Genomic DNA, 16,695 nt, shown 5'->3' on the forward strand with positions numbered 1-16,695 from the left:
GGGCAGTGGGAATAACAACCATATTGGGCATTTTAACGTGGTTGACGATCGATGTGAAAGGGTATACAATCTAGATTGTTAAAAGCTTTTAACTATTTAAAATTGTAATATATTTGTAAGGACTTCGTTGTGCATCGAGGTGATGAAACTGGATAAGAGGGAACAATTATCTAACATGGTTGCCCGTCAGATGATGACGCTTGTGGCGAACTATGCCAAGATTCTGGACAATGATTTGACCGGCCCGCAGTACTACGTGCTTCAGACCTTGGCGTATGAGGGGCAGCAGACCAGCTCGTATTTTGCCAATGCCTTGAATGTTACGCTTTCGGCTGTGACCAACTTGAGCAACAAGCTGGTCAGTAAGGGTTATATCGAACGGGTGGCGTCAAGCGAGGACAGGCGTCAGGTCTATCTTAAGATTACGGAGCAGGGCCGTGAAGTTGAAGCCCGGATGATTGCGAAGTACCGTGAATTGAATGAAGGCTTATGGTCGGATTTCTCGGATCAGGAGATGGATGTGTTAATCGCTTCATACGAGAAGATGATTGAACATTTGCAGCTTAAGATCGGGCAGTCCAAAGAAGATAGCCGAACCAACGACTAAATATTCAGGAGGGTTTCCCATGGGGAGATTAGACAATAAAGTAGCAATCATTACAGGTGCAGCAGGTGGGATGGGTAAAGCTGACGCTCTTTTGTTTGTGCAGGAGGGAGCCAAGGTTGCGATTACGGACCTGCAGGAAGACAAGATCAAAGACGTTGTAGCGGAGATTGAAGCCCTTGGCGGCGAAGCGATTGGATTCAAGCACAATGTAGCTTCCGAGGAAGACTGGGTTCGTGTCGTGGACGAGACCGTTCAAAAATTCGGCAAGATCGACATTCTGGTCAACAATGCCGGTGTCTCCAATGCAACACCGTTCATGGATTTGACGGTAGAGGGCTGGGAGAAGACGATGTCGATTAACGTTACGAGCATATTCCTCGGTCAGAAATATGTCATTCCGCACATGATCGAAGCCGGCGGCGGTTCCATCGTCAACATCTCCTCCATTGCTGGCCTGACAGGGGGCAGCGGCGCCGGTCCTTACACGGCAAGCAAAGGCGCGGTACGCATGCTGACCAAAGCCACGGCCGTGGACTTTGCGAAGCATAACATCCGCTGCAATTCGGTTCACCCTGGCTACATCGAAACGCCAATGACCGTGGATCTGTTCAAGGATGAGCAGATGATGCAGTGGTTCCAATCCCAGACTCCGCTTCCTCGCCTGGGCAAAGCGGAAGATATCGCACGCGGCGTATTGTTCCTTGCTTCGGATGAGTCTTCCTATATTACAGGCGTTGAGCTGCCGATTGACGGCGGATATTTCGCGAAGTAAGTCATGCTTTCCATTGACCTGTATTTATAAGCTATAGAACAACAGAAACGATAGGGATACAAACTCGGTTAGAACTCATTTTATATTTTCATCAAGGGGAGTGTTGTTTCATGTCCGATAACAAACAGATCGCTGTCATTACCGGCGCAGCCAGCGGGATCGGCAGAGCCAGCAGCTTGAAACTGGCAGAGAACGGTGCAGCGGTAGTGCTCGTTGATTTCAACAAGGAAGCCGGCGAAGAAACGCTGCGTTTGATCAAGGAGCAGGGCGGAGAGGGCATCTTCGTGCAAGCGGACGTGACGAAAACTGAAGATGTCCAGAACTACGTAAACAGGGCGGTTGAAGCTTACGGCCGAATCGATTTCTTCTTCAACAATGCAGGCATCGTGCAGAAGTTTTCGATGCTGGATGATATCGACGAGGACGAATTTGACCGTCAAATGTCCGTGAACGTTAAGGGTGCTTTCCTCGGCATGAAGTATGTGTTGAAAGTCATGAAGGAGCAGGGCAGCGGACATATCGTGAACACCGCTTCCACGGCAGGTATCCGCAGCGAGCACAGTGCAGCCGCTTATTCGGCAAGCAAGCATGCGGTGGTGGGCTTGACGAAGGGAGCAGCGCTGGAATACGTGAAGCAGGGCATTCGCGTGAACGCGATTTGTCCGGGAGGCGTTCAGACGCCGCTTACGGCAGCGGTAGCCAAGTCCTTCATGGAAGGGGGCTACGTGCCTGAGGAAGTGGGCAACATGCGGATGGGACGCCCGGCTGAGGCGGATGAAATCGCGAACGTGGTTGCTTTCCTGGCTTCTCCGGGCTCCAGCTACATGACAGGCTCGCTGGTTACGATTGATGGCGGATTGACGCTGTAAGATATAAAAAAAGACCAGTCAAGCACCGGAATACCGGGTTTGACTGGTCTTTTTGGTATAGCATTTATTTGATGCCGACGACATCCGCCAGCAGCTCATAAGAACGCAGGCGCGCCTCATGATCATAGATGGCGGCCGCGACAATGATTTCGTCCGCATTCGTTGACTGCTGGAACTGCTCCAGCTGCGCGCGGACGGTTGCGGGACTGCCGATGGCAGAGAAGCTCAGCTGGCGCTTCACGATGGCCTGCTCCTGCAGGTTCCATAGATCATCCATGCTGTCCACCGGCGGACTCAGCTGGCCGGTGCGGCCGCGGATGATGTTCAGGAACTGCTGGTACGGCGAGGTAGCCAGGCGCCGTGCTTCCTCATCGGTATCGGCACAGATCACGTTCACGCCGATCATAGCATAAGGCTTGCTCAGCTCGGATGAAGGACGGAAGCTGGTGCGGTACAGGTCGAGCGCGGCCATCAGATAATCCGGGGCAAAGTGGCTCGCAAAAGAGAACGGAAGCCCCAGCTGTCCTGCCAGCTGCGCACTGAAACCGCTGGAGCCGAGCAGCCAGATCGGTACATGCAGACCTTCGCCGGGAATCGCCCGGATGCGCATGGACGAGCCTGAGGTGGGCTGGAAGTAATTCCGCAGCTCGCCGAGGCGATCCGGGAAGTCCTGCCCGTCGCTGCCGGGACCGCGGCGAAGCGCCCGAGATGTGAGCTGATCCGATCCCGGCGCACGACCTAAGCCGAGATCGATCCGGCCGGGATAGAGCGATTCCAGGGTGCCGAACTGCTCGGCTATGACCAAGGGAGCGTGGTTCGGCAGCATAATGCCGCCGGCTCCGACGCGGATCTTGCTCGTGCCCCCGGCGACATGGCCAATGACGACCGAAGTGGCCGAGCTGGCGATTCCCGGCATATTGTGGTGTTCGGCAAGCCAGTAGCGGTTATACCCCCACTTCTCGGCATGCTGGGCCAGATCGAGCGTATTTCGCAGCGACTGTGCAGCGGTGCTGCCCGCTGTAATCGGGGCGAGATCCAGAATGGAAATAGGGATATCGCGAAGCGTTTTGGGCGCTGTATGATCAAGATGGGGTTCTGTCATATGGAATGACCTCCTTATTCGTGCACTGCACGGTAAGTTGTTATATAGGGAGAAGATAACCGTCTAAGTGGATGCCGGAAAAAAGAAACCTATTTATCGATAGTTGGTATCCCTATATAACGAACATTATATACCTACTTAATCCATAAGAAAAATATACATCGATGTAATTCAGAGAAGACAGACCGCATTAAGAGGAAATTTTTCTTGCGATTATCGAATGGTTCAGCATCGCTGAAAACATAGGGCTTCGATAATCTAAAGAAAAATATACATCGAAGAACCTTCAGAGAAGACAGACCGCACTAAGAGGAAATTTTTCTTGCGATTATCGAATGGTTCAGCTTCGCTGAAAACGTAGGGCTTCGATAATCTAAAGAAAAATATACATCGAAGAACCTTCAGAGAAGACAGACCGCATTAAGAGGAAATTTTTCTTGCGATTATCGAATGGTTCAGCATCGCTGAAAACATAGGGCTTCGATAATCTAAAGAAAAATATACATCGAAGAACCTTCAGAGAAGACAGACGTATCTTCATTTACTATATGCTTCCTAAGCCTTTTCAAGTAAAAAAGATTACCCTCACTTGTGAGGGGCCGTTCGAATAGAAGGGGATATTCCGGTCCAGCGGCCATGTTTGGCAAGGACAGCATAACAGACCATAGAAAATAACAAGAGGAAAGGCAGCCGGATCGCCGGCTGCCTTTATATGTCGCTACGAATGGATGGTCTCGGATGACAGCCTATAGGATCGCACCCTATTCGTACTGCAGCTTTCTTTACTCCATGACTGCATCGGCTGGCGGCTCGATTCGCTCCATCCCGTTCATGTAAGGTCGGAGCGCCTTCGGTATGAGAATCGAGCCATCGGCCTGCTGGTGGTTCTCCAGCAGCGGGATAAGAATTCGCGGCGAAGCCACGGCCGTATTGTTCAGGGTGTGGCAGTAGCGCAGCTTGCCTTCCGCGTCCCGGTAGCGGATGTTCGAGCGACGCGCCTGAAAGTCGAGCAGATTCGACGACGAGTGGGTCTCCCCATAAGCACCGCGGCTTGGCATCCACGTCTCGATGTCATATTGCTTGTACGTTTTCTGCGACATATCCCCGGTACAGACGGCAACGACACGGTAAGGCAATTCGAGCTTTTGCAGCAGCTCCTCGGCATTGGCCGTGATTTCTTGTAGAAGCTGCTCCGAGGCTTCCTCGCAGGCTTCGCAGAGAACGACCTGTTCCACCTTGGCGAACTGATGCACCCGGTACAGGCCGTGGACGTCCCGGCCGCCCGAGCCGACCTCGCTTCGGAAACACAGCGATGCTGCCGCCAGGCGAATCGGCTGCGCCACATCGACGACTTCACCGCTATAGAACGATACGAGCGGCACCTCCGAGGTACCGACGAGCCACTTATCTTGCTCCGTAATTTGAAATGCCTGATCCTGACCAAGCGGGAAAAAGGCGGTATTCTCCATGGCCTCCGTCCTTACGGTTAACGGTACGTCCATAAGGGTGAAACCCTTGGCGACCAGCATATCCACCGCAAGCTGCTGAACGGCCCGATGCAGCATTGCGCCGATGCCGGTCAGATAGTAGCTGCGCGTGCCGGCGGTTTTGACGCCGCGGGGGATGTCGATCATCCGGTGTTGCTCGCCGAGCGTGACATGATCCCTGTATTCATAATCAAACACGGGCGGCTCGCCAACACGTCTGATCTCCACATTGTCCTCATCCGAAGCTCCGACCGGCGTATCCGGCGAAACGATATTGGGCACAAGGATGAGCAGCTGGGCGTAATCCGCATCGACCTTCCGGTACAACGCTTCCTGCTCGTCAAGCTCCATATTGATATCCTTGACCTGCTGTTTCGTCCGCTCGGCTTCTTCCTGTTTGCCTTGCCGCACGAGCGTGCTGATCTCCTGCGAGATGGCATTGCGCCGCTGCCGCAATCCCTCCACGGTCAGCAGCAGCGGCCGACGCTGGTCATCCAGCCGGACAAGTTCGGCAACCGACAGGGCAATGCCTTTCTGGTCAGCTACTCGCTGCAATTCTTCCTGATTCTCTGTGCTTTCCCGGATCCATTTCATATCTAGCATGATCACCGCGCTCCTTTTTCTGAAAAAAATAAAAAAGCGTCCTAGTCCATATGGGACGAGGGACGCTTATGCGCTCGCGGTGCCACCCAAATTGATTGAACCGTAACCTCATCACGAAACAGGCGGGTCCGTGTTCAATCCACTTTGATTCCGCGGTAACGGGCGGGTCCGGTTAACTTAGGGGGATGGCTGATCGGTTGAAGGATCGGATCCCCTTGACGAGAACGCCTCGGAGTTGGAAGCTCTTCATCGGCCTGATGTTGATATTGTTGTTCAGTATACCGCATGAGATGTCTTTTATACAAGGGGCTCTTCGGATTTTTGTGCTTCTGTTACATCGTGGCCGCTTTGTTCGCACTTCCCTGCTTCCATCCGGCAGGATGCTCCGCATCCCAGCGGAAGGTCCATGCGGCTGCGCCGAGGATAAGGATCGTGAAGCCTGCGAGGATCAGCAGGGGCATCCAGATGCCGGAGATATTGCCTTGCGGAGAAACGGCAGTGGACATGGCATCGACCAGGTAGTGGAACGGCTGCAGTTTCCCCAGGATGACCACCCATGCAGGCGCATGTTCTAAAGAATAGAAGGCTTCACTTGTCAGCAGCATGGGAAAACTCATCAGGTTCGAGATCATGTTGACATTGCCCTCATCCCTGGACAGGTTGGCTGCCAGAAAACCGAGTGCGGTAAAACAAACGGTGCCGATCAGAAGGACAAGCAGCATCAGCGTAAGCCCAGTCAGGCTTAGCTTCACTCCGAGCATAAATAGACTCATGAGAATGACACACACGCTGACGAGCAGTGCCAGCACGGTTCGCGCCCCCGTCATTGCGGTAATGAACGAGACGGTACGAAAAGGTGTCACCCGCAGCAGCTTATAGATGCCGCGGTTGCGCTGGGCCATGACGTTAAACGCGGTAACCATCGTGGCCCCAAACAAAATGTTGGTTGTCAGCACGCCCGCGAGGAGTCGGTGAGAATAGGCGGCGTCGCTGAAATATAGTCCCAATCCGATCAGCATGGCAATGGGAAAAACGATGTTCCAGACCAGGGTATGGGTGTCGCGGAACATGCTCCGCAGCATGGTGGTCATTATGATTCGCATAGATATTCCTCCTAAGGTTTTTATTCCAATCGGTCGTTATTCCTGTTCATCAGTCAGTTGGATATACAGTTGTTCGAGGCTATCTGTTTGGTAATAGCCGAGGAGCTCATCCGGCGTGCCGGAAGCTTTCACCCGCCCATCACAGATGAGCACCAGCCGGGAAGCGAGTTTATGAACCTCCTCCATGTCATGCGAAGTGAAGACGATCGAGGTGCCCTTGTCTGCCAGGGAACGGATCAGCTCCCGGATATCCCGGCGTGCCCGTGGGTCCAGTGCAGCAGTGGGCTCATCAAGGAACAGCAGCTTGGGTGTATGGACTAGCGCAATGGCAATGGCGAGTCGTTTCTGTTGGCCTCCCGAGAGACGAAGTGCATCGGTTTTGGCAGCATCCGCAAGCCCGCAGCTGCTAAGGTGCTCGATGAGCACCGCATCCTTGAGCCGCTTTCCATAGAAAGCAGCGAACATTCGCAGATTCTCAAGGGCCGTAAATCCCGGAAAGAAGGGAGTGGATTGCAGCTGAAGCCCGATATGCGGGGCAGGATTCTTGGTCCAGTAGGTGACCGTGCCGATATCGGGTCGGCGCAAGCCCAGCACCAAATCCAGTGTCGTTGATTTCCCCGCGCCGTTCGGCCCGATGATTGCAAGCACTTCACCTTCCCGTATATCCAGAGCCACATCATGTACGACCGTTCGCTGACCATAGGTTTTTCTTAAACCTTTCGCTTGAATGAGAGTAGGTAACATCATCTCGTGTTCACGCCCCTTATTAACCAATATTATATATCCAATGTTGGATATTGACCGGAAATGAAAGCCGCAGCTGATGCTGAGGCTTATTCTTGAACGAGTGTTATGATCTTGTTGAGAAAGGCGATGTCCTGTTCCAGGATCGAGATCGCATTGTCGAAGGTGGCCAGGGCGATTTTGGATAAGCCGTACTGTCCCTTGATTTCTTTACCTGAACGCCACTGTGCAAGCGATTCTTCTACCTGCTTGAGGTTCTGCTGCAGCAGTTCAACCGCTTCCTGCTTCGGAACGCTCTCGATCCAGACCAAACCGAGAGAGAAGTCGGATTTGACAGTGTGGGGAGGAAGCGTCAAGGTTTCACGAATCATCTTCTGAAATAACTTCTCGCCTTCATCCGTAATACTGTAAATTTTGCGAAGTCTCGCACCGGTCCGCTCTTCAGCAGTGGCTGCAATCAGACCGTCGCTTTCCATCTTGTTAAGTGCATAATAGATGGAGCCGGATAGTATATTCGTCCATATGTCCATACGGCTGGCCTGAATAAGTTGCTGAATTTCGTAGCCGTGCATCGGACGCTGGCGCAGGAATGAGAGCAGGATGAGGTTGGTCATGTTGGGTCACTTCCTTAGGATGTGTATGTGAAGAAGAACTACATAACTGGATATCCAACGTTGGATATATATTGATAGTTATTATAGAGTCGATGGAATGAATTGTCAATAACCAGCGGAAAAATAGGTAATTGTCCCAAATGGATTGAATGAAAGCGATTTAACGTTTAGTCTAGTAGTGTGAACTAGTATGGCAGTTGATGAGGAGGCTATAACGTCGATGAATTACAGACAATTGGGAAATACGGAGCTTCACATTAGCGAGGTCAGCTTCGGCACATGGGCGATCGGAGGCTCATGGGGGCAGACCGATGATCAGGAAGCCTTGAAGGGATTGGACCGCGCCATCGGCGAGGGCGTGAACTTCTTCGATACCGCCGACGTTTATGGCGATGGGCATGCCGAGGATTTGCTCGCGCGCGCAACCAAAGGGAAGGAAGATTCCGTGCATGTCGCCACCAAGTTTTGCCGAGCGGGTGATATTCACGATCTTCAGACCTATTCCGAAGCGTCGATCCGCCGTTATTGCGAGAACAGCCTGAAGCGGCTGCAGCGTGAACGAATTGATCTCTATCAGGTTCACTGCCCTCCCTTCGAGGTGTTGAAGGACGGGCGAGTGTTTGAAGTGCTGGACAAGCTGCAGGCCGAGGGGAAAATCCGGCATTACGGCGTCAGCGTGGAGACGGTGGAGGAAGGTTTGTTTTGCCTGGGGTTACCTGGCGTAAGGTCGCTGCAGGTTATCTTCAATCTGTTCCGCCAAAAACCGCTGGCCCAGCTGCTCCCGAAAGCCAAAGCGTCAGGCGTCGGCATTTTGGTGCGCTTGCCGCTTGCCAGCGGTCTGTTAACCGGGAAATTTACGGAGACCACCACCTTCAGCGAAGGGGATCACCGGAATTTCAATGCGAACGGGGAGCAGTTTAACGTGGGCGAGACCTTTGCCGGCCTGCGGTTCGAAAAAGGGGTTGAGCTCGCCAGAGAGCTCGCTTGGATTGCCGAGGGCCGAGGCGACATGGCCCGTGCATCCATGCGATGGATTCTGGACTGTCCCGAGGTCACCGCCGTGATTCCCGGCTTCCGCAACGTTCGCCAGATCGAAGACAATCTGGGCACGCTGGACGTGCCTTCGTTCAGTATGGAGGAGAAAGAGCGCCTTGCGCTTTTTTATCAGGAGCAGGTAGCGATGCACATCCGCGGTGCCTATTAAGCCGAAATCCGAAGTACATCGTAGAGAAGCTCCCCGATCATTCGGGGGGCTTTTTGTGTAGGAGGAGGGCTTTGTACAGAACGAATGCAGCTGCCGCAGTGCTGCTTTAAAGCATATCCTATGCTTGATCATGGTAATGATACTATAATATAGGCAAAGATTCTGAATCGGAATGTGTTCAGCAGGAGGATTGCCGTTTTGAATGACTTGTTGAAGCGGGAGCATGACATCATCAAGGTTTGCTTGTTAGCAGGAAAAATTATGTTGCAAAGCGGTGCGGAAACCTATCGGGTCGAGGATACGATGATGCGGATCGCTGCGGCTTTCGGCGTAGAGAACAGCCACAGCTATATGACTCCGACCGGGATTATCTTCTCAGTGGAGGAGCCTCAGCATATTACGCGGCTCATTCGTATTTCGGATCGGACAACCAATCTCGATAAGATCCATCAGGTCAACAGCGTGTCTCGGAGCATAAGCCTCGGTGAGCTGACGATTGAAGAGGCACACAAGGCGCTTGAGAAAATCGAGCATGAACAGGCGATTTATCCGACATGGCTGTTGATTCTCCTGTCCGCGATCGCAAGCGGCTGCTTTCTCATTATGTTTCGCGGCATCTGGCCGGATTTCGTACCGGCGGCCATAGCGGGCGGCCTTGGCTTCTCCTGCTTTGTATTCATGCATCGGGTCATACCGGTGCGATTCTTCGCCGAATTCTCTGGAGCGCTGGTCATCGGCATAACCTCCGTATGGATGGTCAGATACGGACTCGGCCATCAGCTGGATACGATCATTATCAGTTCCGTGATGCCGCTGGTACCGGGCTTGCTGATCACGAATGCTATCCGCGATCTGATGGCGGGGCATTTGATATCCGGCTTGTCCAAAGGCGCGGAGGCATTTGTTACGTCCTTTGCCATCGGTGCAGGTATTGCGTTTACGTTGTCATTCTAAGAGATGAGTGAGTGGAGGTGAAGATGGTGGCAACCTTTTATATACAGCAGCTCATCACGAGTTTCGTTGCTTCGGCGGCCTTCGGGATCCTATTTAACGTACCCAAAAAAGCACTGCTGCAGTGCGGATTTGCGGGCATGGTGGGCTGGCTGCTCTACATCCTGCTGCAGAACATGATGGTTGAGCCGGTGACGGCTACCGTATTTGCGGCTTTTTGCGTGACGATGATCAGCCATTTTTTCGCCAAAAAATACAAGACTCCCATTATCGTGTTCAGCGTGTCAGGGATTATTCCGCTTGTACCGGGCGGTGTTGCCTATAATGCCCTTCGCCATGTAGCCCAGAATCAATTCGACCAGGCCGTCCAGCTGGGGGCGCAAGCGTTCATGATTTCAGGCGCCATCGCGCTAGGTTTGCTGCTATCGGAGGTGACCAATCAGGTCATCCGGAAATGGTCGATAACCCGGAGAAGAGCCGGAAAACCCAATTCGACCGGCTCATCGTAGGATCTTGCGATTTAGAGAGACCTAACTAACACATCAGGATGCTGAACAGATTCGGATGTTTTGGCTTGCAGCTGCTTACTGGCCGTATCTTTCGCTTAACTGCGGGGGATGCGGTTTTTTTTGAGTGCACTGAAGGGTATGTCCCCTGCGTGAATATTTTTACATAAGTTTCATGTTATTCCTTTTTATTGTCCAAATCCTCGCTGTGCTATATAATCTTTACTGCATGAAATGAAACCGCATTCAATTCTATTCAATCTATCGATATCGTACACTGACCGTCAGATGAAGATTCCTAGTCCATCAAAGAAGAGGGATGTCCATGCAGGAGTTGACGCTGCATCTGTTCGAACGGATGGGCATGCTGCTCATCCTGACGTTTATACTGACGAGAATTCCGCTGTTCCGCCAATTGCTGGACCGCAAAGAGATGTCCGGCACGCGGATGTTCATCTATTCTTGTCTGTTTGGCCTCTTCGGCATCCTAGGGGCATACGCAGGCGTTGTCGTGGAGAATGGCGAATCGAGCTCCTCCTTCTGGCTGATGCGGCTGACGGAGGAGCAGGCCCTGGCCCATTCCGCCCTGGTCGGCGTTGTGATTGGCGGGCTGATTGGCGGGCCCCGCGTTGGCATCGGGGGCGGGCTTCTGGCAGGAGCCCATCTCCTGTATATCGGCGGCTACACGGGGCTGGCTGGAGCGATCGCCGTACCGCTTACGGGCGCCCTGGCCGGGGGCGTAGCCCGATTCTTCTCGCAGGAGCGGGTGATCTCGCCGGCAAAAGCGTTATTCGTCGGCATGTTCGCCCCGATCCTGCACATGGGAGTTATTTTGATCTGTGCGGATGAGCCGGACCGCGCGGTTGAGCTGGTCAACCTGATCGGTCTGCCGATGGTGCTGACCAACAGCATATCGATTGCGATCTTCACGACGATGCTGCGCGTTGCGCTCACCGAGGAGGAGCGGGCAGCCGCGTACGAGACGGAGAAGGCATTCCATATCGCGGAAGCGGCGCTGCCCCATCTGAAGCAGGGCTTAACGTACCGAACGGCTCAGGCCGTGGCCACCTTGCTGCTGCGCGAGCTGAAAACAACGGCCGTTGCCATTACGGATACGGAGCGGTTCCTGGCCCATGCCGGTGCCGCCAGCCGTACCATTGATCCCGGAGAAGAGATCGCATCCGACTTGACCAAGAATGTCATTGCGACCGGCGAGCTTCGGATCATAGAGAATGCGGAAGATATTCAGCCTCGTCATCCGGCGCTCGGCGCCGCCATTCTTGTCCCGATGATCGAGGGTCACGAGATCGTGGGCGTCATTCAGTTCTATTTCAAGCGGCCGCAGGATATTCGGCGCGTCGAGCTGGTGATGGCCCAAGGGCTTGGACAGCTCATTTCCTATCAGCTCGGGGCCACGGCCCACGAGAAGATGAGCCATTTAATGAAAGAGGCGGAGCTGAAGCTTCTGCAGGCGCAGATCAATCCGCATTTTCTGTTCAATACGCTCAACGCGATCCATTCGTTGATCCGGAGCGATCCGCTGCTGGCAAGGCATGCCACGATGCAGCTGGGGGCGTTCATGCGCTTGAACGTCAAGGTCATGGCCTCCCGCAGAACGACCATTCGTGAGGAAATGGAGCTGTTGAATGCTTATCTGGACATTATTCAAATCCGGTTCGAGGATCAGTTCACGTTTGAATGCCAGCTGGATCCGGTGCTTGGCGAGCTTATGATTCCGCCTGCAACGCTGCAAATGCTGGTGGAGAACAGCATTAAGCACGGCTTGCGCGATAAGGCGAGCGGGGGCATCATCCAGCTGACCCTAAAGCGTGCGGGCGATCTGGCGGTTGTACAACTGCGGGACAACGGGGCAGGCATCTCGCCTGAGGTGCTGGACAGTCTCGGCGAACAGCCGATCATCGGCAGCGAGGGTACGGGAAACGGCATTTACAATATCAATCAGCGTTTAATCAGCATGTTTGGCAAGGAGGCCAGACTCATCGTAGAAAATCTTGCAGAGGGCGGATGCAGCATATCCTTCAGCATCCCCTGCAGTCTATCGGAAGGGAGCCGGTACCGTGAAGCGAATTAAAGCGATGATAGCGGAAGACGAACGATTGGCAAGGGAGGAGCTGGCTTACCTGCTGGAACAGGAGCCTGATATCGAGCTGCTTCCTCATGCCGCGAACGGCCGGGAACTGCTTGAGCTGGTTCCCTTACGGCAGCCGGATGTCGTCTTTCTCGACGTTCATATGCCGGAGCTTGAAGGGTTGCAGGCTGCGCGAATGCTGAAAGCCTCCCCGATCTCTCCCTTCATTGTATTTACGACAGCCTATGACGAGTATGCTGTCGAGGCGTTTGGTCTGAATGCGATTGATTATCTGCTGAAGCCTTACAGCCATATGCGATTAAAGGAAACCCTGCAGCGAATACGCAGCAGGGTTCATGAAGGGCAAGCCCCGAAAAAGCAGGCAGCCTATGATGTCGTCCCACAGGCAGCCTCGTATCCTTCCACTGAGGCTGCTGCCCGCAGCATGCGCGGAAAGCTGCTGTTCGATGATGGGGACAAGCATGTGCTCATCGATCCCGAGGCGATACTGTACGCGGTGCGCGAGGAGCGGGTCATCCGCATCTGGACGGCGGAAGGCCAGCGGATTACGAGCAAGAGCACGCTGCAGGAGTTGGAGGAGAAGCTGGCAGGTTACTCGTTCTTTCGTCCTCATCGCAGTTACCTGGTTAACGTGAACCGGATTGCAGAGCTGTCCCCTTGGCAGAACGGCGCTTACAATATTGTGCTAAAGGATGAGCAGCGGACGATGATTCCCTTGTCGCGGGAAGCCGCCCGGGATTTGTTCCGGTTGCTTAGGGAGGCATAGGGGGAAGCGCGGAAGGACGGTGATGGTCTCCCGGTTCAGGCGGCATATCCGCCCTTTCGCACACCCTATCGGACGTTTCGCGCAGGAGCTGTGGTCGCGGGCAATCCTCCTGTATATAATCATTCTAAAGCGCTTTCATTCATGGGAGACGCCATAGAATCCTGATCGTTAATGGAGGGAAAGGCAATGGAAGAAAAAAGCTATACCGAAGTATGGCATTCTGAAAAATTCAAAACGCTGCTCTCCCGCAAGAAACGGTTCATTATTCCGATGACCGTCTTTTTTCTTCTGTTTTACTTTGCGCTGCCGATTCTCACTTCGTACACCGACGTGTTGAACCACCCTGCGATCGGCCCGATCACGTGGGCATGGGTATTTGCATTCGCGCAGTTTGTCATGACATGGGTCTTGTGCATCCTGTACTCCCGCAAGGCGGCCCAGTTCGATCGTATGGTAGACGATATTAAAAAGGAAATGGGGGCGTAATCGACTATGGCTATCGCGTTGTTTTGCGGAATTGTATTGCTCACGCTGATCATAACGTATTACGCTGCCAAGAAAACAACCAACACCAGCGACTTCTATACGGCAGGCGGAGGGCTCAAGGGCTGGCAGAATGGGACAGCCATCGCCGGTGACTATATGTCTGCTGCCTCCTTCCTTGGCATCGCAGGCTCGATCGCGTTAGTCGGCTTTGACGGCTTCTTCTATAGCATCGGTTTCCTTGTAGCTTACCTGGTGGTGCTGTACCTTGTCGCCGAGCCGCTTCGGAACCTTGGGAAGTATACGGTGGCGGATATGATTGCCGCTCGTTTCTCCGACAAAAAAGTGCGCGGCGTTGCAGCGCTGAATACGATTTCCATCTCCATCTTCTACATGATCGCGCAGCTGGTTGGGGCAGGCGCACTGATTAAGCTTTTGTTGGGACTGGACTATGTCACGTCCGTGCTGATTGTCGGCGTGCTCATGACGATCTATGTTGTCTTCGGCGGCATGCATGCCACGAGTTGGGTTCAAATCTCGAAGGCCGTGCTGCTCATGGCTGGCACGTTCATCATCTCGCTGATCGTATTCGCCAAATTCGATTTCAGTCTGACCCAGATGTTCCATCATATGAAGACGGCCACGCCGCTGCAGGAGGCATTCCTGAACCCGGGGAATAAATACAAAATCCCGCTGGAGACACTGTCGCTCAACCTTGCCCTCGTACTGGGCACGGCAGGTCTGCCGCATATTTTGACCCGTTTCTTTACCGTTAAGGACGCCAAGACGGCACGCAGCTCCGTGGTATATGCTACCTGGATTATCGGCATCTTCTATGTCATGACGATCTTTCTCGGTTTTGGGGCTGCCGCCTTTGTAGGCGCGGCGGATATTACCGAGGTCGATAAAGCGGGTAACATGGCTGCCCCGCTCCTGGCCAAAGCGATTGGCGGCGATTTCCTGTTCGCGCTCATCTCGGCGGTTGCGTTCGCGACAATCCTCGCCGTGGTGACGGGGCTTGTGCTGTCCGCGGCATCCGCCTTCGCCCATGATTTCTATGGACAAATCGTGCGCCGCGGCGAATCGTCGGAGAAGGAGCAGCTGAAGATGGCACGGTACGCATCGATTGGCGTATCCATTGTCTCCATTCTGCTCGCGTTGTTCGCTCAGAAGATGAACGTAGCATTCCTTGTCTCGCTCGCTTTCGCCGTTGCGGCCAGCGCGAATTTACCGGTCATCCTGTTCACGGTGTTCTGGAAGAGGTTTAATACGACAGGCGCAGTGACCGGGATGCTGACCGGGCTGATCAGCACGGTGATTCTTGTGGCGCTTAGTCCGAATATATGGGATCCGGCCGGAAAGGCAATTTTGATTGGCGATCCGATCTTTCCGATGAGCAACCCGGGCATCATCTCTATTCCGCTTGGCTTTCTGGCAGCTTATATCGGCACGCTGTTATCCTCCTCCAAGGATGAAGCGAAGTATGCCGAAGTGCTGGTCAAGGCCAATACGGGCGCGTAATCCGGATTCGATTCTTTGACCAAAAAGGGCGTATCCAGCTGCTTGGCAGCATGGGAGATCGCCCTTTTTTTGTCATTTTATCGTAAAATAAAGATATAACATGACTTTCAGGCTGAAGCGGAAGGAGGCACGCAAATGAACATATCCGGCATCGTTTTTTTTCTGGCGATTGTGGTCGGCACGTTAATGATTACGTATTATGCTGCCAGGCGGACAACGAGCACGAATGATTTCTATGCAGCGGGCAATCGTCTGAGCGGGCTGCAAAACGGCTTGGCCATTTCCGGTGACTATATGAGCGCGGCGTCCTTCCTTGGCATCGCGGGCTCCATTGCGGTGTACGGCTTCGACGGCTTTTTCTATTCGATCGGCTTTCTAGCCTCCTATGTGATCGTGCAGTACATCATAGCCGAGCCGCTTCATAACCTGGGCAGGTATACGATGGCGGATGCGGTGGCGGTCCGGTTCAGCGAGAAACGGCTGCGCGGATGTATCGCCGTCAACAACATGATGATTACGGTGTTCTACATGATTGCCCAGCTCGTCGGTGCCGGGTGGCTCGTGCATTTGCTGTTCGGGCTGGAAACGTCGCTCGCCATCGTGCTGGTCGGAGGCCTAATGACCATTTACGTCACGTTCGGCGGCATGCTTGCGACTTCCTGGGTGCAGATCGTCAAGTCCATATTGCTGGTGAGCAGCACCTTTATCGTGAGTCTCATCGTGTTGGCTAGGTTCGATTGGGATCTGCTTGGTTTATTCGAATCCATGAAGCGGGCGACCCCGTTGCAGGAGCAGTTTCTGATGGCGGGCAATATGTTCGACCACCCGCTCGACATGCTGTCGTTTAATATGGCGCTGGTGTTAGGGACAGCGGGACTTCCGCATATTATTGCGCGCTTCTACACGGTAAAAGACCCGCGTACGGTCCGTTCTTCGGTCAAAACGGCAACGTTCACGATCGGCATCTTTTATGCTATGACCATTTTTCTTGGATTTGGGGCGGCTGCCTTCGTCGATTGGTCCGTTTTGTCGGAGCGGGTTGAGCTGGCGGCGCCGCTTCTCGCAAGCGCATTGGGTGGTGAATTCTTAATGGCCTTTGTATCGGCCGTTGCTTTCGCAACCATATTGGCTGTGATCTCGGGGCTTGTGCTGACGGCATCCTCCGCATTTGCGCATGACGTCTATAGCAGCATTTTCCGCAGAGGACGGGCGACCGAGGCGCAGCAGATGAGAGTGGCCAAGCTTTCGGCCAT

The 16,695-nt window shown here is 53.6% G+C and carries 16 protein-coding genes; 11 read left to right on the forward strand and 5 right to left on the reverse strand.

The window, feature by feature from the left end:
• The first annotated feature begins 142 nt into the window (after positions 1-142).
• From ACPV3A_RS28900 to ACPV3A_RS28910, 3 genes are all read left to right on the forward strand, one after another.
• Complete coding sequence (locus tag ACPV3A_RS28900; RefSeq protein ID WP_339295102.1) at positions 143-607, forward strand: MarR family transcriptional regulator; 465 nt, start codon at positions 143-145, stop codon at positions 605-607.
• A gap of 19 nt (positions 608-626) precedes the next feature.
• A complete protein-coding gene (locus ACPV3A_RS28905; protein ID WP_071218727.1) occupies positions 627-1,379 on the forward strand; it encodes an SDR family NAD(P)-dependent oxidoreductase in 753 nt (250 codons plus the stop codon).
• A 110-nt stretch (positions 1,380-1,489) separates the two neighbouring features.
• Positions 1,490-2,248 carry an SDR family NAD(P)-dependent oxidoreductase gene (locus ACPV3A_RS28910; protein ID WP_071218728.1) on the forward strand — a complete coding sequence of 253 codons (759 nt, stop codon included), beginning with the start codon at positions 1,490-1,492 and terminating at the stop codon, positions 2,246-2,248.
• Positions 2,249-2,312: 64 nt separating this feature from the next.
• Here the strand turns inward: ACPV3A_RS28910 and ACPV3A_RS28915 are convergent, their stop codons facing one another.
• From ACPV3A_RS28915 to ACPV3A_RS28935, 5 genes are all read right to left on the reverse strand, one after another.
• Positions 2,313-3,350, reverse strand: a complete 1,038-nt coding sequence (locus tag ACPV3A_RS28915) for an LLM class flavin-dependent oxidoreductase (protein ID WP_426202971.1) — start codon at positions 3,348-3,350, stop codon at positions 2,313-2,315.
• Between the two features lie 782 nt (positions 3,351-4,132).
• Positions 4,133-5,440 carry a serine--tRNA ligase gene (serS, locus tag ACPV3A_RS28920; protein ID WP_426202974.1) on the reverse strand — a complete coding sequence of 436 codons (1,308 nt, stop codon included), beginning with the start codon at positions 5,438-5,440 and terminating at the stop codon, positions 4,133-4,135.
• A gap of 332 nt (positions 5,441-5,772) precedes the next feature.
• The gene (locus tag ACPV3A_RS28925; protein WP_426202976.1) at positions 5,773-6,543 is read right to left on the reverse strand and encodes an ABC transporter permease; all 771 of its coding nucleotides are present in this window, start codon (positions 6,541-6,543) and stop codon (positions 5,773-5,775) included.
• Positions 6,544-6,579: 36 nt separating this feature from the next.
• A complete protein-coding gene (locus ACPV3A_RS28930; RefSeq protein ID WP_426202978.1) occupies positions 6,580-7,290 on the reverse strand; it encodes an ABC transporter ATP-binding protein in 711 nt (236 codons plus the stop codon).
• 86 nt (positions 7,291-7,376) lie between these two features.
• Positions 7,377-7,901 (reverse strand): PadR family transcriptional regulator, encoded by a 525-nt coding sequence (locus ACPV3A_RS28935; protein ID WP_194540056.1) that lies wholly within the window; start codon positions 7,899-7,901, stop codon positions 7,377-7,379.
• Positions 7,902-8,121: 220 nt separating this feature from the next.
• On the opposite strand from ACPV3A_RS28935, the gene ACPV3A_RS28940 reads away from it, so the two are divergent.
• The 8 genes from ACPV3A_RS28940 to ACPV3A_RS28975 form a co-directional block, all read left to right on the forward strand.
• Positions 8,122-9,105, forward strand: coding sequence for an aldo/keto reductase (locus ACPV3A_RS28940; RefSeq protein WP_426202980.1), 984 nt, complete (start codon positions 8,122-8,124; stop codon positions 9,103-9,105).
• Positions 9,106-9,303: 198 nt separating this feature from the next.
• Positions 9,304-10,059: a threonine/serine exporter family protein gene (locus tag ACPV3A_RS28945; RefSeq protein ID WP_339295096.1), complete on the forward strand. Its 756-nt coding sequence runs from the start codon at positions 9,304-9,306 to the stop codon at positions 10,057-10,059.
• Between the two features lie 23 nt (positions 10,060-10,082).
• Positions 10,083-10,565 carry a threonine/serine exporter family protein gene (locus ACPV3A_RS28950; RefSeq protein ID WP_071218736.1) on the forward strand — a complete coding sequence of 161 codons (483 nt, stop codon included), beginning with the start codon at positions 10,083-10,085 and terminating at the stop codon, positions 10,563-10,565.
• Positions 10,566-10,887: 322 nt separating this feature from the next.
• Positions 10,888-12,654 (forward strand): LytS/YhcK type 5TM receptor domain-containing protein, encoded by a 1,767-nt coding sequence (locus ACPV3A_RS28955; RefSeq protein ID WP_426202982.1) that lies wholly within the window; start codon positions 10,888-10,890, stop codon positions 12,652-12,654.
• Positions 12,641-13,438, forward strand: coding sequence for a LytR/AlgR family response regulator transcription factor (locus ACPV3A_RS28960; RefSeq protein WP_426202984.1), 798 nt, complete (start codon positions 12,641-12,643; stop codon positions 13,436-13,438). Before ACPV3A_RS28955 ends, ACPV3A_RS28960 begins: the two co-directional genes overlap by 14 nt.
• A 186-nt stretch (positions 13,439-13,624) precedes the next feature.
• On the forward strand, positions 13,625-13,924 hold the full coding sequence (locus tag ACPV3A_RS28965) for a DUF485 domain-containing protein (RefSeq protein WP_426202986.1): 300 nt from the start codon (positions 13,625-13,627) through the stop codon (positions 13,922-13,924).
• 6 nt (positions 13,925-13,930) lie between these two features.
• Positions 13,931-15,442: a solute symporter family protein gene (locus ACPV3A_RS28970; protein ID WP_071218739.1), complete on the forward strand. Its 1,512-nt coding sequence runs from the start codon at positions 13,931-13,933 to the stop codon at positions 15,440-15,442.
• Between the two features lie 135 nt (positions 15,443-15,577).
• On the forward strand, positions 15,578-16,695 hold a 1,118-nt coding region (locus ACPV3A_RS28975), incomplete at its 3' end, for a solute symporter family protein (protein ID WP_426202989.1).

The sequence above is a fragment of the Paenibacillus sp. Dod16 genome (genome assembly GCF_049893405.1).
Classification (GTDB): Bacteria; Bacillota; Bacilli; order Paenibacillales; family Paenibacillaceae; genus Paenibacillus_AQ.

Excerpts from the sequence above, each read along its gene's own strand:
- ACPV3A_RS28900 (WP_339295102.1), top strand. The coding sequence starts at position 143 with ATGAAACTGGATAAGAGGGAACAATTATCTAACATGGTTGCCCGTCAG.
- ACPV3A_RS28905 (WP_071218727.1), top strand. The coding sequence starts at position 627 with ATGGGGAGATTAGACAATAAAGTAGCAATCATTACAGGTGCAGCAGGT.
- ACPV3A_RS28910 (WP_071218728.1), top strand. The coding sequence starts at position 1,490 with ATGTCCGATAACAAACAGATCGCTGTCATTACCGGCGCAGCCAGCGGG.
- ACPV3A_RS28915 (WP_426202971.1), bottom strand. The coding sequence starts at position 3,350 with ATGACAGAACCCCATCTTGATCATACAGCGCCCAAAACGCTTCGCGAT.
- serS (WP_426202974.1), bottom strand. The coding sequence starts at position 5,440 with ATGCTAGATATGAAATGGATCCGGGAAAGCACAGAGAATCAGGAAGAA.
- ACPV3A_RS28925 (WP_426202976.1), bottom strand. The coding sequence starts at position 6,543 with ATGCGAATCATAATGACCACCATGCTGCGGAGCATGTTCCGCGACACC.
- ACPV3A_RS28930 (WP_426202978.1), bottom strand. The coding sequence starts at position 7,290 with ATGATGTTACCTACTCTCATTCAAGCGAAAGGTTTAAGAAAAACCTAT.
- ACPV3A_RS28935 (WP_194540056.1), bottom strand. The coding sequence starts at position 7,901 with ATGACCAACCTCATCCTGCTCTCATTCCTGCGCCAGCGTCCGATGCAC.
- ACPV3A_RS28940 (WP_426202980.1), top strand. The coding sequence starts at position 8,122 with ATGAATTACAGACAATTGGGAAATACGGAGCTTCACATTAGCGAGGTC.
- ACPV3A_RS28950 (WP_071218736.1), top strand. The coding sequence starts at position 10,083 with ATGGTGGCAACCTTTTATATACAGCAGCTCATCACGAGTTTCGTTGCT.
- ACPV3A_RS28955 (WP_426202982.1), top strand. The coding sequence starts at position 10,888 with ATGCAGGAGTTGACGCTGCATCTGTTCGAACGGATGGGCATGCTGCTC.
- ACPV3A_RS28965 (WP_426202986.1), top strand. The coding sequence starts at position 13,625 with ATGGAAGAAAAAAGCTATACCGAAGTATGGCATTCTGAAAAATTCAAA.
- ACPV3A_RS28970 (WP_071218739.1), top strand. The coding sequence starts at position 13,931 with ATGGCTATCGCGTTGTTTTGCGGAATTGTATTGCTCACGCTGATCATA.